Here is a 16,850-nt window from a genome sequence, read left to right as displayed (position 1 = left end):
AGGTCTAGCCTGCATAAGCAGTAACAATCCTATTTTATATTGGTTATTCTTCTAATATGAATGGTTAAATAAATTAACTCATCCTCTTCCAAATCTCGATCATATTTATTATTGATATAGTCATTTATTTTTAGAGCACAAGAAAATTCATTTTGATATTGCTCTTTTATCTTTAACATAAATTGAACTGTTTCCAAATCATCTAAACGCGTATCACTAAATAATCTTTGTGTGAAAAACTTTAAATGTGTCACAAATCGCTCATAATTGAGAGAATATTCATCAATATCTATTTTAAAATGATATTTTACTATGTTTAAAATATTTTGAATAATTTCAGTCATTTCAGCAACTTGCCCAACCTCATCCATATCTAGATTGGCATTAACTATATGAAGCGCTATAAATCCAGCCTCATCTTCAGGTAATCTGACATTTAAACGACTCTCAATAATATTAAGCGCTTCTTTTCCTATTAGATATTCATGATTATAGAAACGTTTAATCTCCCATAAAAGCGCATTTTTTAACTCCATTCCCTTGTCATTACGCTCTATTGCGTAATGAATATGATCAGTTAGAGTCAAAGATAAATTTTCGCTTAATTTTTTACCCAAGGATACTTTGGCAAAACTAATAATTTCATTAGCTACTTGAACATGTTCCAATGGAATATCTAACAACATATCTGTTAATTTATTGACATTCCATTCATTTGTTATAACATATGTTTTTTCTACTAAGCTTTCATCAATAGGATCATTTATTTTTTTCTTAAAACCCAAACCTTTACCAACAACAATAATTTCATTGCTCGCTTGATTTCTTGAAACAACTATATTATTATTTATAACTTTTTCAATAATCAAAATAAATATCCCCTTTTTTGAATGTCTTAAAAAAGAGTATAGCCCACACTAAAGCGGTAACAATCTCATTTTCAGTTTATCACGATACTATTAATATAGTCAATCCTTAATTCTAAACATACTTTACGTTCAAATAACTCCTGTTAATTTTCGTCAACAGAAGTTACTTTTGTATTTTTCTTCACTGGTGGCACATAAACGAAATCTGGATTGACTTGATAATCTAATTGATTAAATGCTTCTTGCATACGTCTTTCCACTTCTGCAATGCCATCTTTGTCCATTTTTTTAATATCTGAGATATCAATTGGCGTTCCATACGCAACTGTCACACGACGTTTTGTAAACAATCCACCGAATGTCAGTGGTCCTTGGTACACAGCTGGAATAATATCCACTTTCCCCATTTTTGCAATAAGAGCCGCACCACCTTTTAGTTCATCAGAGTAGCGACTGCCACTAGGAAAGATCATCACACTCAAATCAGTGTTTTTTAACGCTTTAACTGGTGTTTTAATCACGCTCGGACCAGGATTATCACGATCCACTGGAAAAGCATGACATTTTTTCAAAATATAAGACAAAATCGGATTTTTAAATAATTCTTTTTTTGCCATAAAAGAGAATTTTTTCGGCCAAGCTCCCATGGCAAAGTACAATGGTTCAAACCATGTTCTGTGTGGGCTGACTAGGACATAATTTTTATCTTTTGGTAAATTGTCTTTACCAACATATCTTGAGTTAGTATTAATAACAAACGTTAAAAATCGAACAACCGCTAAAAGTACTCGATACATTTTTTTCATCCTTTACATTAAATTCCCTATTAGTATGCCGAATTAAATCAAAACTTGCAAGTTTTTCTTATTCTATTTTTATGTAACTTTGATATAATGTACAAATGATATCAAAGGATGTGACTTAATTGACGACAAATCTCAATCCAGGTGAACGCATTGACCAACTGCTGTCACAAGACATACAAATCATTCAAAGCTCTGAGGTGTTTTCATTCTCGCTAGATGCTGTGTTATTAGCTCATTTTGCCTCGATTCCTAAAAGAGGGACAATTGTCGATTTTTGTGCTGGAAATGGCGCTGTTGGCTTATTTATGCGCCCTAGAACACACGCAACGATTACTGGCGTTGAACTACAAGAAAAGCTCTATGATATGGCTAAACGAAGTATCGAATTAAACCAGTTTAGCGACTCGATGACCATGATACATGATGATATTAAAAACATCACACAATTTATAAAACCCGATTCAGTGGATTTTATCACGTGTAATCCACCTTATTTTAAAGAAGCGCCAAATAGTAAAAAAAATCCTAATCCTTATTTAGCGATTGCTCGTCATGAAATTCATTTAGGAATTGATGATGTGTTTCAACAAGCCTCTAAGCTATTAAAAATGAATGGAAAAATTGCGATGGTACACAGACCTGATCGATTGATTGATATTTTACATAGTATGGAAAAAAATCGTATTGCGCCAAAACGAATCCAATTTGTCTATCCCAAAACGAATAAAGAAGCCAATACATTACTCATTGAAGGAATTAAAGATGGGAAAACAGATGGATTAAGAATTCTTCCCCCTCTTTATGTTTATGGTGAGGATAATGAATATTTACCAGAGATTAAGGAGATGCTTCATGGCACAAACTAAACATCATTATTTTTATGTATTATTATGTGCTGACAATACTTTTTATGCTGGTTATACAACAAACTTAGAAAGACGACTAGCTGAACATAACTCTGGTAAAGGCGCAAAATATACTAGACTAAAAAAAAGACGCCCGGCAAAAATGATTCACCATGAAGTATTTGAAACAAAAAGTGAAGCCATGCAAAAAGAGTATGCCTTTAAACAATTAACACGTCTTAAAAAAGAAACCTATTTAGCCGATAATTAATCGCTGTTTTTTCAAATAATTGCACACATGTCTTCATATTTATTTCATAGCTAAGAGTTATTATTCTTTATGTAGTAACAAACAACCCTACAATTTTTTTACTTTATTTACTCCCCCAAAGTAAATAAAACAACTCCTTTTTTCTACCAGTCATTTTGGCTGGTAGTTTTTTGTTTTATGGCAATAAAAAAGAGTACCACTTTATGTGATACCCTACCTATTATTGGTTTGCAACGATATAATCAACTGCTGCGCCAACTGTTTCAATTTTTTCTGCATCTTCATCAGAAATTTCTGCATCAAAGACATCTTCTAATTCTAAAACAAATTCCATAATGCTAATTGAATCTGCATCTAAATCTTCTTTGATATTTGTTGTTTCAGTCACTTTATCTTCATCTACTTCAAAGTGCTCAACGATAATTGTTTGGATTTTACCAAATACTTCATCTCTAGACATGTAAGTTCCTCCTTTTATTAAGCCACTCACTCTACTTAGTATTTTACTTGTAAATGCTTTTTTTGTCTATGCTTGATGCTCATCAAAATAAGCAACTAAATTGTTTACTACATCTTTTTCAAGCATGGTATGGATTTGTCTAATTGTGTGTCTCACCGCATCTGGTCCTGTTGAGCCATGTGTTTTAACAACAGGTGCTTTTACACCAAACAATACAGCTCCACCATGATTTGAGTAGTCCATTTTTTGTTTCAAGTCTTTCAAACTATCTTTTAGTAGCAATGCCCCCATTTTTCCTTTTAAACCACTATCTAAAATGGATGATTTTAAATTGCTCATAATTGCTTGTGCTGTTCCTTCAATGGATTTTAACACGGCATTTCCAGTAAAACCATCTGTCACAACCACATCCGCGACACCATTAAATAAATCTCTTGCTTCGACATTTCCAACAAAATTTAAACTTGGTTCTTCTTTTAATAATTCAAATGCTTTTTTTGTTAGCTCGCTTCCTTTTGTGTCTTCCGTCCCATTGTTTAAAAGACCGACACGAGGATTTTCCACGCCACGAACTTGACTAGCATAATAAGAAGCTAAGATACCATATGTTAACAAATGTTCCGGTTTGTTATCAGCATTTGCTCCCATATCAATAAAATCAAATCCAGCCCCTTTTTCACCTGTAAAAACTGGCATCGTTGTCATCAGTCCTGGGCGTTCAACTTGTTTGATACGCCCCACAACAAACAACCCAGCAGCTAAAAGAGCGCCTGTGTTACCTGCAGAAAACAACGCGTCTGCTTGTTTTTCTTTAACAGCTTGAGCAGCTAAGACCATTGAGGCTTGTTTTTTTCGTCGAATCGCTTTAACTGGCTCATCATCGCTTTCGATTTTTTCATCTGTGTGAATAATCGTAATATTTTTATCGTCTGTCACATATTCTTTAATCGCTGATTCTTTTCCAAATAATAAAAATTCAATATCTGGAAAATCTTTTTTGGCTAACATCACACCTTCTACAATGGCTTTTGGTGCGTTGTCTCCGCCCATAGCATCTACGGCTATTTTCATGATAAGATTCCTCACTTTTTTACAATTTGCATTTATTATAGCATGTTAATCTAAATGATTTAATTGATATGTCGTGCTCTTGATACTCTTAGCTAATGGTGCAAACGATTTATCATGTATCCACTCAGGCGTTTTCCAAAGACTAATGGCTTCTTCTCTTGCCGTTTCTAACATAATAAAATCAGCTACCATATCACCAACTTTAAATTCAGGCAAACCAGATTGTTTGGCACCAAAAAAGTCACCAGGTCCTCGCATTTCCAAATCTTTTTGACTCAATACAAAACCATCTGTCGTTTCCGTCATGATTTTCATTCGCTCTTTACCTTGTTCACTCTTTGGATTAGCTATCAACACACAATAAGACGCTTTGTGCCCACGTCCAACACGTCCACGTAACTGATGAAGCTGTGCTAAACCAAAACGATCTGCATCAATAATGACCATCATCGTGGCATTTGGGACATTCACGCCCACTTCAATAACAGTTGTTGAAACCAATACTTGTGTGTCATTGTCTTTGAACTTTTGCATGATGGCGTCTTTTTCATCAGCCTTCATCTTGCCATGTAATAAATCAACATGATACGTCGGAGAGAAAAAGGCAGATAAGTGCTCGTAAATTTCCGTTGCATTTTTTACATCTAGCATCTCTGACTCTTCAATCAACGGACAAATCACATACGCTTGTTGCCCTTGTTTTAGTAACTCACGCATAGTTTCTAAAATACTATCCAATTGTTTTGGCAAGGCCCAACGTGTTTCGATGGGTTTTCGTCCGGCTGGTAACTCATCAATAATCGACACATCCATTTCGCCATAAGCTGTGATGGCCAACGTTCTAGGGATTGGTGTTGCTGTCATAAACAACACATCTGGATGATTGCCTTTTTCTCGTAATATTTTTCGCTGATTCACACCAAAACGATGTTGCTCGTCTGTAATGACAATACCCAAATTAGAAAATTGGACTTCTTCTTGAATTAAGGCATGTGTCCCAACTAAAATATCAATTTCACCTTCTGAAAGCTCAGCTAATATTTGACGACGTGCTTTCGCTTTTGTCGAACCAGTTAATAACGCTACTCTAACTGGCGTATTTTCAAACAATTCAGTTAGACTTTCCATATGTTGTTCTGCTAAAATTTCTGTTGGCACCATTAATGCTCCTTGATAGGATGCCGTGTAAGCGGCAAATAAAGCAAGTGCTGCTACCATTGTTTTCCCACTCCCTACATCTCCTTGTAGTAAGCGATGCATGTGATAAGGACTTCTCATGTCAGCACAAATTTCGTTGACAACTCGTTTTTGAGCATTCGTTAATTCAAACGGTAATGTCTTAATAAACTGTTTCAACTCATCCACATCATATAAAATAGGATTACCATGTTCTTTGGCTGTTTCTTCTTCTTTTAATTGAATCATCTTTAATTGAAATAGGAAAAATTCTTCAAAAGCTAATCGCCTTTTTGCTAAACGATTTTCTTCAATTGATTCTGGAAAATGCATAGCTCTAACAGCTTGTTGTTTAGGCATCAATCTATATTTTTCCAATAAGTAATCTGGTAAGTTTTCTTCAACCAACTCGCCATACCCTTCAAACCCCTGTTTAATCAGTTGAACCAGTGTTTGTTGTTTGATGTGTTTATTCACACTATAGATGGGAGCAAACTCTTCTTCTTGCTGTTGTGTCGCCATAATTTTGAGACCTGTTAACGACTTTCTCTTTGCGTCCCATTTACCAAAAACTGCAATTTCCTCTGACGAATGAATTTTATTTTTTAAAAAGGGTTGGTTAAAAAACGTCACAGTTATAACAGCCTGCTCCACCATCATTCGAAAAACTAAACGGCTTTTTTTATGCCCATAATAATTGACTACCCCATCAGAAATGGCAATACCTTTTAAGACTACTTTTTCTTGATCACTAATTTCTTCTAACTTTTTTTCTTGGATATCGTCATAGCGAAACGGATAATGTGTCAGTAAATCATTAATCGTTTCTATGTGTAATGTTTTGAGTGTCTCCACACGTTTTGGGCCAACACCACTAAGTGTCGCTACACTATCACTTAACTGTTTCACTTTGACTCCTCCTTTTTAACTGTTAAAAAAAGTCAAACCAATGTTTGACTTTTTTATCTTATTCAGCTGCAAATAGATATGGATAAACTGGTTGATCTCCTTGGTGAATCTCAACTTCTAAATCACTATCCATTTCAAGCAATGCTTCTTCTAATAATGATGCTTCTTCACTTGTTCCATCTTCACCAATTAAGATTGTCACAATTTCAGTGTCATCATCAATCATTTGTTTTAATGTTTCTAAACTTGCATCAAAACGACTTGGCATTGATACCACAATTTTTCCTTCAACCATGCCCAAGTTATCGTCTTTTTTAATTTCAACGCCATCAATGCTTGTGTCACGAACAGCCGTTGTGACTTGACCGCTTGTTACACCTTCAAGCATTTCTAACATATTTTTTTGATTTTCTTCAAGTGATACTTGATCATTAAATCCTAATAGAGCCGTCATTCCTTGAGAAATTGTTTTCGATGGAATCACGATTGTTGGCACATCACTCACTTCAGCGGCTTGATCAGCTGCCATGAAGATATTTTTATTATTAGGTAAGATAATCACATTTTCAGCGTTCACTGATTGGATTGCTAACATAATATCTTCTGTGCTTGGATTCATTGTTTGTCCACCACTAATCACGTGGTTAACACCCATGCTACTAAACAAGTCTTGAACCCCTTTACCAGCAGCAATTGAAATAATACCATAAGGCACTTTTTCTTTTGGTGCTTCTACAGCTGGTGCACTTGGAGTATCAAGTAATGATTCATGTTGCAAGCGCATATTATCCACTTTAATTTTGATTAATGAACCAAATTTTTGACCATAATTCATGACTTCACCAGGTTGCTCTGTATGAACATGAACTTTGATGATTTCATCATCGGCTACAACTAATAATGAATCACCAATTTCATTTAAGTAATTTCTAAATGTGTCATAATCAAACGTACTATCAACTGTTGGTCCTTCACCAATTTTTACCATGATTTCTGTACAGTAACCAAATTTAATGTCTTCAGTTGACATATGGCTTTGAACACTACGATGATGTTCAGCATTAACCATCTCTTCCATTTGAGCTGGTGATGGTTGATAAATTTCACTTTCAACTACTTTGCCAGATAAAGACTCAACGAAACCTTCATAGATAAAAACAAGTCCTTGTCCACCACTATCGACCACGCCAACTTCTTTTAAGACAGGCAACATATCAGGTGTCTTAGCTAACGCTTTTTTAGCACCTTTAAGAGCAGCTTCCATGACTTCTAGTGCATCATCACTCTCTTTGGCTTTTTTCTCCGCGGCAATCGCAGCACCTCTAGAAACAGTCAGAATTGTTCCTTCAACAGGTTTCATCACTGCTTTATACGCCACTTCTACACCATTTTTAAACGCATCTGCTAAGTCTTGTGCGTTTAATTCTTCTTTGTCTTCAATTTTTTTTGAGAATCCTCTGAATAATTGTGACAAGATAACGCCAGAGTTACCACGTGCACCCATTAAAAGGCCTTTAGATAATATTGCAGCTAATTCTCCAGCATGTTCCGTTGTTGCCTCTCTAACAGCTTTTGCTCCACTAGTCATCGATAAATCCATATTAGTTCCCGTATCACCATCTGGTACCGGGAAAACATTTAAAGAATTGACAAATTCGGCGTTTTGGTTCAGTCTATTGGCTCCGACTTGTACCATTGCTTGAAATTGCCCTCCGTTGATTGCTTTTAGTTCCACTCAAATGTTCCTCCTCGTATATTTAACACTTAATATCGCATGATTTTATTCAGGTTGCACGCGCACGCCTTGGATAAAAACATTTACTGAATTTGCAACAACGCCAAGCATTGTTTCAAGATTGTATTTGACTTTTTCTTGCACATTACGACTTACTTCAGAAATTTTTGTTCCGTAACTTACCATAATGTACACATCTACTGCTACACCATTCTCTTCTTGACGTACTACTACCCCACGAGAATAGTTTTCTTTACCTAAAATATCATTTAAATTATCTTTAATTTGATTTTTACTTGCCATACCAACGATTCCGTAAATATCTGTGGCAGCACCACCGACAACTGTTGCTATAACATCATTTGAAATTTCAATGGTTCCAGCTTGTGTTTTAATTTTTACAGCCATTTTACTACCTCCTCAAAGTCAGTATTACCCATTATCATTCTTTAGTTTATCATAAACGCAATTTTTATTAAAGAATAATTATCTTTAAACGCTTATAACATCGCTCTTATTGTAACTTTATCATATTTTTTATTGCTTTTTGTTTCTTTTTATGATAAATTATTTTAGTATGATTAATAGAATCGTAAAAATGCCAGCAAAGCAAAGGAGGGAATATCATGGCAAAACAATGTTATATAACTGGTCGTAAAGCAAGAACTGGTAACAACCGTTCTCACGCAATGAACGCATCTAAACGTACTTGGGGAGCTAATCTTCAAAAAGTCCGTATTTTAGTTGACGGTAAACCAAAAAAAGTTTGGGTTTCTGCTCGTGCTTTGAAATCTGGTAAAGTTGAACGCGTTTAATAAAATAGATATTAAAAAAGCAACCTAACTAGAGGCTGCTTTTTTTATTTGTCTTTAGATTGGATGACACACATCATACCACTTGCAAATGAAAATCTTGTTGTTTTGCCAACGAATTCATTACTTGCATAGGAAGTTGGTTGTATCACATCAACATCATCTAAACGATACTTCGCATCATATAAAGATAAATGTGTCATAGGTGTTAAACAAACATATGCTAAATATTTTTTATCTGGCTCTTTTTCAATCGTATAATCTCCCGGTAGAAAATAAGAAAGCGTATTTTGATTGTCTTTTATCACAAACCTTGTAGCAATCGTTTTAAACCGTTCTTGGAATGGTAGCCATAGATTAGCTAAGAAATGATCTAAACGCCCACCCGTGCCACCTATTAGGATGATTTTAGCGTCTTCTGATAGTTCACTAGCGACAGAAATACCAATTTCAGTATCCGTCTCATCTTTTTCAGCTGGGTATTGCGTCACTTTTTCTACATGTTCTTTAACATAAGAAAGTTCTTCAAGACTTAGTGAGTCAAAATCTCCTACCGCCATATCAATAGATAATCCATGACGAACACCCTCGTAAGCTCCCCTATCAACCCCAATAATATGACTAGCTTCATCAAATATATCCATGCTTGGCCATAATGATTTATCACTACCGGCCAACACAATAACCGACTTTTTCATTACTTACCTGCTTCTTTTAATTTTTTAATCGGCTCAGTTACATCATCATATTTATAAACATATGATCCGGCAACTAACACATCTGCTCCTGCTTCAACACATTCTTTTGCAGTCTTATCGTCCACGCCACCGTCTACTTCAATTTCATAGGTGTATCCTTTAACTTGTCGTAACTCTGCTAGTTCACTTACTTTATCTAAACATTCTGATATGAATTTTTGACCACCAAATCCTGGATTAACTGTCATCACTAAGACTAAATCAACCATTGATAAAACAGGCTTGATCATCTCAACTGGTGTTCCTGGATTAATGACCACGCCAGCTTTCACGCCACTTGCTTTAATTTGTTGAATGACACGGTGTAAATGAGTCGTACTTTCAGCATGAACGGTAATAATATCAGACCCTGCTTTTGCAAACTCATCAATAAAGCGTTCCGGATCTACTATCATCAAGTGAACATCAAACACTAAATCAGTCACAGGACGAATAGATGAAATAAGGGCTGGACCGAACGTAATATTCGGAACAAATTGTCCATCCATTACATCAATGTGAATATAATCTGCCCCAGCTTTATCAACACGTTTAACATCTTCTCCCAATTTTGAAAAATCTGCGCTTAATATTGACGGTGCTATCTTTACCATAGTTTTTTCCTCACTTTTATTTATTTTTTTTATATACTGGTTTTCGGCTATCAATCTCATCATAAAATTGTAAATAGTGGTCATATCGACTAGCTAATATTTCACCAGTTTCAACTCTTCTCTTCACTTCACATTTTGGTTCATGACGATGTTTGCATTCTCTAAATTTACAGTAAGCTGACGCTTCAACAAATTCTGGAAAACGTTTTGGCAATTCATCTAATGTCATTTCTAAGAAATCAATTGAACTAAAACCAGGAGTATCTGCCACTAATCCGTCAAATAAATCGATCAGTTCAACATGTCTTGTCGTATGGCGACCTCGTCCCAAACTTTCGGAAATCTCTCCTACTTTTAGTGATAAATCTGGTGATAATTGATTTAACAAAGTTGACTTACCTGCACCTGATTGTCCCATAAACACCGTTAACTTATCTTTAAAAAAATTTGTTAAATCATCTAATGATTCTTTCTCTGCAAGTAAAATAGGGTACCCAATCTGTTCATAGGCTTTCTGGATTTCGCTCATCTCTTGCTTCACATCATCACTAGCTAAGTCCATCTTCGTAACATAAATAATGGGTGCGATATCTTTTTCAGATAACGTAACCAAAAATCGATCCAATAGATTAGTAGAAAAATTAGGTTCCACACAACTCGATACAACGACACCTTGATCAATGTTAGCAACAGGTGGCCTAACTAAATCATTTTTTCGTTCATAAACATCTAAAATATAGCCATCTGTTTCGTTTGTGCTTTCAAATTCTACCCAATCACCAACAAGCGGTGTAATATTTCGATTTCTAAAATTTCCTCGTGCTCGTGTTTGATAACGCTTGCCTTTATAGTCAATGTAATAAAAACCACTTAACGCTTTACAGATTTGTCCTTTAGGCATTTACTTCCTCCTTTGATAATCACATTATTCTATGTGTTATTGTACCATATTTTTATACCCTTTTTCTTTTTTTATACACACTTACAGCAAGAGAATAGACAATACACAAAATAAAAAAGCAATTATTGACATCATGACTACGACATCAATAATTGCTTTTTAATCATTCTAAATATCTATTCTTTTTTCTCTTTTGGTTCACTTTGACTTGGCTTGGTATTTCCGTTATTTTGATTTTGTTGATTATTATTTTGGTTTCCTTGATTTTGATTCGTTTGATTTCCTTCTCCAGAATGTTGTGTCGTTTCAGTAGAATCTGTTGTGTCGCTTGAATGTTCTGTTGAACTACTTGGTTCAGTTTTCACAGGTTCAGGCCCTAATGAATAAACTACTGTAATATAATCACCTTTTTTAACTGGTGTTCCTCCAGCGGGTGTTGTATATAGAACTTGGCCTTGTGGAACAGAAGAACTATAATCCTGTCCTTCACTTCGTAATAACAATCCTTCACTGTCAATATATCTAGCTACTTGGTCTCGTGTGTATCCTGTCAAATAAGCAAGCGAAAAGCTATCCGGACCTTTACTAATAGTTAAGGTGATTTTTTCATTTTCAGGAACAATTTCTGTTCCAGGTTGAATACTTTGTGACATCACATTATCTTTTTCCACATCACTAGAAGCTTCCTGTTTTTCACTAATGTTATTTTCTTTAAACCCAAATTTTATTAGTGCTTGTTTCGCTTCATTTTTTGACATTCCCTCAACATCCATCATCGAGACAGATTTTTTACCCGAACTGATATACAGAACAATTTCTCCCTTTTGCTTAATTTTAGATCCAATAGGTGGTTGTGTTTTAACAACACGTCCTTCTTCTATTTTATCATCAGAAATTGTCTCTATTTTAGGATTAACTTTAATTTTCTTTGCTTCTAATGCCTTAATCGCTTCAGACTGTGGCATGTTTTCTATATTAGGAATAGTCACCTCATCTTGCTTAGTTCCTAATGCAAATAATCCAATACCTATCACAACTAGTATACCAAGAATAGTAGCAATTACCTTTCCTCTTTTTTTCGATCGAGGTTTGTCATTTGATGTTTCATCATTTTGATTATGTAAATCCAAATCAGATTCTTCTAATGGCATTTTTGATACGACTGGTTCAGGTTCTTTAACAGGAGTTAACATGATTGTCTCATCTGTCATAGAACTTGGTGCGTAAACTGGTTCATTTGCTCTTTCAGGGCTTAGAGAAGTACTCAAATCTGAATACATGTCATTGACTGTTTTGTATCGATCAGACACTTCTTTCGCTGTTGCATGAAGCACCACATTTTCTAATGCCTGAGGAATACTTGGATTATATTGACGGACTGATGGCACATCTTTTTGGAAGTGTTTCAATGCGATTGAAACAGCTGATTCTCCTTCAAAGGGCACCTGTCCTGTTAACAACTCATAGAGAATAATCCCTAAAGCATAAATATCTGATTGCCTAGTCGACATACCACCTCTTGCTTGTTCTGGTGATAAATAATGAACAGAACCAAGCAGTGTATTAGTTTGAGTTAAAGATGTCTCAGATAACGCGATTGCAATACCAAAATCAGTAATTTTCACATTGCCTTGTTCATCAACTAAAATATTTTGTGGCTTCAAATCTCGGTGAATAATGCCATGTTCATGGGCAAGTGAAACAGCTGACAAAATTTGTTCCATCATATAAACAACCGTATCTAATGGGATTGGGGAATAGTTACGAATATAGTGTTTTAAATCTGTTCCTCGAACATATTCCATGACAATATACTGCATGCCATTTTCTTCACCAACATCATAAACACTCACAATATTGGGATGAACCATTTCTGTCGCTGCTAGTGCTTCACGTTGAAAACGTCGAATGGCGTTTTGGTCATCTTGAAAATCAAAACGCAATACTTTAATTGCAACTTCACGATTCAAAATCAGATCTCGAGCCAAATAAACATTTGCCATACCACCGCTACCAATATTACCAATTATTTCATAGCGTCCCCCTATTTTTGTTCCTATGTTTATCATGGTGTATCCTCCTGTAAGTCATCGTCAAAATCGATTATTAACACCGTAATGTTATCTGTTCCACCTGCTATATTAGCCAGTTCTATCAATTTTTCCACTCGATTTTTTAATAGTGAATCCGTCAACATAACTTCTTTAATTTCGTCATCGGTTAACATATTTGTCAATCCATCAGAGCATAGTAAAATCATGTCCTGTGGTTTAAATGAGATAAGAGAAATATCTACTTCCACTTCACCTGGTACGCCGATTGAACGAACCAAAATATTTTTCTTAGGATGATTTTGTGCCATTTCTGCTGAAATTTCACCTGTTTTTATCAATTCATTCACTAATGAATGATCATCTGTTAATTGCTTAATTTCTTTATCACGCACAATATAAGCTCGGCTATCGCCCACATGCGCTAAAATTAATTCATCTTCTAAAATAACCGTAGAAACGATGGTTGTCCCCATACCAAACATCTCTGGGTTTGTACTTCCTTGATCAAAAATTCGTGCATTTTCTTCTTGTATATGATCGACTAACCAATCACACACATCATCTTTTTGAGTTAACATGGTTTCTTCCCAAACTTCGCCTAATCCAGTAACAGCAAGATAACTTGCTGTGTCTCCAGCTTGATGTCCACCCATTCCGTCAGCTACAATAGCTAACGTAATATTTTTTTTATTTTTATAGACACCAACAGTATCTTGATTATTTTTTCTCTTACGTCCTACACTCGTTTGGAATTCAATTTGCATGTTTACACTCCCTTAATCTATGCTTTTCGTTTGAAACAACTGATGAAAAATCCATCTGTATGGTAATGATGCGGGTATAATTGTAATTGTTTCTGGTGATAACTTTTTTCTAGTTCTTCTGCTCCAGAAACATCTATCAACTCAAATTCAGGATGTTTGTTTAAAAACTTCTCTACCACATCTTTATTTTCTTCATGAGTTAACGTACATGTACTATACGTAATTATACCGCATTGCGATACTTTTGACACAATACTTTCTAAAATTTCTAATTGAATCCGTTGCAAGTTCATAAAATCTTCAGGAGTTTTATGATATTTAATATCTGGTTTTCGACGTAATAATCCTAAACCTGAACATGGTGCATCAATTAGCACTCGGTCAAAATAATCATCTGGAAAGTTATTTTTCACTTCTCTTGCATCTAATAATATCGCCTCAACAACATCTTCAACATGTAATCTTTCTGCATTTGACTCGATTAATTTTATTTTATGTTGATGAATGTCTAATGAAATCACTTTTCCGCCTTTATCCGCTTCTAAAAAAGTGGCGATATGTGTCGTCTTCCCACCAGGTGCTGCACAGGCATCTAACACAGTATCACTTGCATTGATTTGCATACTTGGTGCGACTAACATAGAACTTTCATCTTGAATGGTCATTCTTCCCTCTTTAAACAATGAACTACTTGCTAAAAATCCTTTTTCAGCAACGACTCCATAAGGTGAAATCTGACTTTCCTCTACTTCTAATCCTTCTTCACGCAACACGTTAATCGCTTCATCTCTTGCAATGACTCGTGTATCTATTCGTGCACTCACATGACTTGGTGTCAAAAGTGATTCTCCTAGTTGTTTGGTCTCTTCAAATCCAATATCATCTATCAAACGTTTGGTTAACCATAAAGGCATACTAATTGCAATTGATAAACGTTCTACATCATCTTTAATATCATCTATAGAAGGCACTCCATGACGTTGAATGTTACGCAATACGCCGTTAACAAATTTTCCAATACCAGGATTTCCTTTTGCTTTAGCAATCGTCACAGCGTCATTAAAAATACCATACTCAGGAACTTTATCCAGATAAAGCATTTGATACATTGATAAGTATAATAATTGTTTTACCCATGTATCGACTTTTTTAGCTTTTTTAATAAAAGGAGCTAAATAATACTCTAATGTCAAGTGACGACTGATTGTGCCATAGACAATTTCTGTCATTAAACGGGCATCTTTATCAGATAGCTGATGGCGTTTAATTGCTTCATTGATCAAAACATTTGAATAAGCTTGATTGTTCGCAATTTTCGTTAGTAATTCTAGTGCTGTATAACGAGCTGTGTGTTTAATGTGTTTTGGTACTTGTTTTTGTTTACTCAAGAACGTCTCCTACTTCCACTGTTTTTCCGATTCCATTTAGAAAATCTGTCACACTTAATTGGCCTTTTCCTGCTGGTTGGATAGTATTTAATTGTAAAACACTTTCCTTGCCACAAGCTACTTGCAAGCTATGTTTATCTTTAAAAATAATCGTCCCTGGAGATTTATCTGTGGTTTTATCTTGTACCGGTTGCACGTCCCACAATTTCCATCTTTTGTCTTGATACATCGCGTAAGCTACCGGCCACGGACGCATTCCTCTAACTTGGCAGTCGATTTCTTGGGCTGTTTTATTCCAATCAATTCTTTCTTCTTCTCGTGAAATATTTGGAGAAAAACTAACGAGTGATTCATCTTGCGGAGTTGGTGTCAACTTGTTAGCTAATAAATCTGGCAATGTTTTTAACAACAATTCTTTACCTAAAAGACTGAGTTTATCAAACATACTTCCAACATCATCTGTTCCTAAAATCGGGATCGCTTCTTGCGCTAAAATATCTCCTGCGTCCATTTTTTTGATCATTTCCATAATCGTGACACCAGTTTCTTTGTCACCATTGATGATTGAATAGTGAACAGGCGCTCCTCCACGATACTTTGGTAATAATGATGCATGAACGTTAATCGCACCAAATTTAGGAGCCTTTAACAAGCGTTCAGGTAAAAATTGACCGAATGCTGCGGTGACGATTAAATCTGGATTAAGAGCAATAACCTCTTCTAATTCAGTTGATTGGCTGATTTTTTCTGGTTGATATACTGGTAACTCTAAATCAAGAGCTGCTTGTTTTACTGGAGGCGGAGTTAACACACGCTTTCTTCCAACTGGTCTATCTGGTTGAGTCACAACACCAATCACATCATACCCTTCACTCACTAATCCTTCTAAAATTGGCACTGAAAACGCCGGTGTTCCCATAAATACTATTTTAGTCATAACCATGTTCCTCCATGTAATCAATTAATTCATCTGGTGATAGTCTTTCTATTATTTTATCAATAAATAGCCCACCATCCAAATGTTCTATCTCATGTTGCATCACACGTGATAAATAATCTGAGGCCTCAACCTCAACTTCATATCCTTCTCTATCAACAAATCTCACTGTAATATCATCAAATCTCTCCACTGTTCCATAAACTTCTGGAAAGCTTAAACACCCTTCGACATCAATGGTTTTTCCTGATTTTTTTATAATTTCTGGATTAATCATCTCAAAGATACCTGATTCGTCATCTATATGGACAATGGCCACTCGAGATGACACGCCAACTTGGTTAGCTGCAAGTCCTATTCCATCTTTTTCAAGCATAATGGCATGCATGTCATCTAATAAATCTATCAACTCATCATCAATTTCTGTCACTTTTTTTGTCGGGGTAGTTAATACAGTGTTAGGATATTTTATTATGTCTCTCATGTCAAACTCCTTTATTT

The 16,850-nt window shown here is 35.2% G+C and carries 18 protein-coding genes; 3 read left to right on the top strand and 15 right to left on the bottom strand.

All coding sequences use genetic code 11. The features are described 5' to 3' along the window. Positions 1–29: 29 nt before the first annotated feature. Both licT and BW731_RS06775 read right to left on the bottom strand, forming a co-directional pair. A complete protein-coding gene (gene licT, locus BW731_RS06780; RefSeq protein WP_079346769.1) occupies positions 30–869 on the bottom strand; it encodes a BglG family transcription antiterminator LicT in 840 nt (279 codons plus the stop codon). Positions 870–1,012: 143 nt separating this feature from the next. Beyond that, positions 1,013–1,666, bottom strand: coding sequence for a lysophospholipid acyltransferase family protein (locus tag BW731_RS06775; protein ID WP_079346767.1), 654 nt, complete (start codon positions 1,664–1,666; stop codon positions 1,013–1,015). Positions 1,667–1,794: 128 nt separating this feature from the next. On the opposite strand from BW731_RS06775, the gene BW731_RS06770 reads away from it, so the two are divergent. Beyond that, positions 1,795–2,541 carry a tRNA1(Val) (adenine(37)-N6)-methyltransferase gene (locus BW731_RS06770; protein ID WP_079346764.1) on the top strand — a complete coding sequence of 249 codons (747 nt, stop codon included), beginning with the start codon at positions 1,795–1,797 and terminating at the stop codon, positions 2,539–2,541. Further along, positions 2,528–2,791, top strand: a complete 264-nt coding sequence (locus BW731_RS06765) for a GIY-YIG nuclease family protein (protein ID WP_079346761.1) — start codon at positions 2,528–2,530, stop codon at positions 2,789–2,791. The genes BW731_RS06770 and BW731_RS06765 overlap by 14 nt, the downstream gene beginning before the upstream one ends. 220 nt (positions 2,792–3,011) lie before the next feature. On the opposite strand, the gene acpP is transcribed toward BW731_RS06765, so the two are convergent. The 5 genes from acpP to BW731_RS06740 all read right to left on the bottom strand — a co-directional run bounded on the left by acpP (position 3,012) and on the right by BW731_RS06740 (position 8,550). Next, on the bottom strand, positions 3,012–3,251 hold the full coding sequence (gene acpP, locus BW731_RS06760) for an acyl carrier protein (RefSeq protein ID WP_079346759.1): 240 nt from the start codon (positions 3,249–3,251) through the stop codon (positions 3,012–3,014). Between the two features lie 66 nt (positions 3,252–3,317). Next, positions 3,318–4,322: a phosphate acyltransferase PlsX gene (plsX, locus tag BW731_RS06755; RefSeq protein WP_079346757.1), complete on the bottom strand. Its 1,005-nt coding sequence runs from the start codon at positions 4,320–4,322 to the stop codon at positions 3,318–3,320. Between the two features lie 45 nt (positions 4,323–4,367). Then, positions 4,368–6,407 (bottom strand): ATP-dependent DNA helicase RecG, encoded by a 2,040-nt coding sequence (gene recG, locus BW731_RS06750; RefSeq protein ID WP_079346755.1) that lies wholly within the window; start codon positions 6,405–6,407, stop codon positions 4,368–4,370. Positions 6,408–6,465: 58 nt separating this feature from the next. Beyond that, a complete protein-coding gene (locus BW731_RS06745) occupies positions 6,466–8,142 on the bottom strand; it encodes a DAK2 domain-containing protein (protein WP_079346752.1) in 1,677 nt (558 codons plus the stop codon). Between the two features lie 45 nt (positions 8,143–8,187). Next, a complete protein-coding gene (locus tag BW731_RS06740; RefSeq protein WP_071456054.1) occupies positions 8,188–8,550 on the bottom strand; it encodes an Asp23/Gls24 family envelope stress response protein in 363 nt (120 codons plus the stop codon). Positions 8,551–8,768: 218 nt separating this feature from the next. On the opposite strand from BW731_RS06740, the gene rpmB reads away from it, so the two are divergent. Next, positions 8,769–8,957, top strand: coding sequence for a 50S ribosomal protein L28 (rpmB, locus tag BW731_RS06735; RefSeq protein ID WP_071456053.1), 189 nt, complete (start codon positions 8,769–8,771; stop codon positions 8,955–8,957). Positions 8,958–9,001: 44 nt separating this feature from the next. On the opposite strand, the gene BW731_RS06730 is transcribed toward rpmB, so the two are convergent. The 8 genes from BW731_RS06730 to def form a co-directional block, all read right to left on the bottom strand. Continuing rightward, entirely contained in the window at positions 9,002–9,652 is a 651-nt protein-coding gene (locus tag BW731_RS06730; RefSeq protein ID WP_079346750.1) for a thiamine diphosphokinase, read from the bottom strand. Beyond that, positions 9,652–10,305 carry a ribulose-phosphate 3-epimerase gene (rpe, locus tag BW731_RS06725; protein ID WP_233120446.1) on the bottom strand — a complete coding sequence of 218 codons (654 nt, stop codon included), beginning with the start codon at positions 10,303–10,305 and terminating at the stop codon, positions 9,652–9,654. The genes BW731_RS06730 and rpe overlap by 1 nt, the downstream gene beginning before the upstream one ends. A 16-nt stretch (positions 10,306–10,321) precedes the next feature. Then, complete coding sequence (gene rsgA, locus BW731_RS06720) at positions 10,322–11,206, bottom strand: ribosome small subunit-dependent GTPase A (RefSeq protein WP_079346747.1); 885 nt, start codon at positions 11,204–11,206, stop codon at positions 10,322–10,324. 176 nt (positions 11,207–11,382) lie between these two features. Then, complete coding sequence (gene pknB, locus BW731_RS06715; RefSeq protein ID WP_079346745.1) at positions 11,383–13,275, bottom strand: Stk1 family PASTA domain-containing Ser/Thr kinase; 1,893 nt, start codon at positions 13,273–13,275, stop codon at positions 11,383–11,385. Next, positions 13,272–14,024 carry a Stp1/IreP family PP2C-type Ser/Thr phosphatase gene (locus BW731_RS06710; RefSeq protein ID WP_079346743.1) on the bottom strand — a complete coding sequence of 251 codons (753 nt, stop codon included), beginning with the start codon at positions 14,022–14,024 and terminating at the stop codon, positions 13,272–13,274. Before BW731_RS06710 ends, pknB begins: the two co-directional genes overlap by 4 nt. Before the next feature lie 17 nt (positions 14,025–14,041). Further along, positions 14,042–15,412, bottom strand: coding sequence for a 16S rRNA (cytosine(967)-C(5))-methyltransferase RsmB (gene rsmB, locus BW731_RS06705; RefSeq protein ID WP_233120445.1), 1,371 nt, complete (start codon positions 15,410–15,412; stop codon positions 14,042–14,044). Continuing rightward, positions 15,405–16,349 carry a methionyl-tRNA formyltransferase gene (fmt, locus tag BW731_RS06700; protein ID WP_079346741.1) on the bottom strand — a complete coding sequence of 315 codons (945 nt, stop codon included), beginning with the start codon at positions 16,347–16,349 and terminating at the stop codon, positions 15,405–15,407. Before fmt ends, rsmB begins: the two co-directional genes overlap by 8 nt. Continuing rightward, a complete protein-coding gene (gene def / locus BW731_RS06695; RefSeq protein ID WP_079346739.1) occupies positions 16,342–16,833 on the bottom strand; it encodes a peptide deformylase in 492 nt (163 codons plus the stop codon). Before def ends, fmt begins: the two co-directional genes overlap by 8 nt. Between the last annotated feature and the right edge of the window lie 17 nt (positions 16,834–16,850).

Origin of the sequence: Vagococcus martis, assembly GCF_002026305.1 — a bacterium.
GTDB lineage: Bacteria > Bacillota > Bacilli > Lactobacillales > Vagococcaceae > Vagococcus > Vagococcus martis.
The sequence above is the reverse complement of the archived record's forward strand: the minus strand, read 5'-3'. Positions and strand labels throughout refer to the sequence as shown.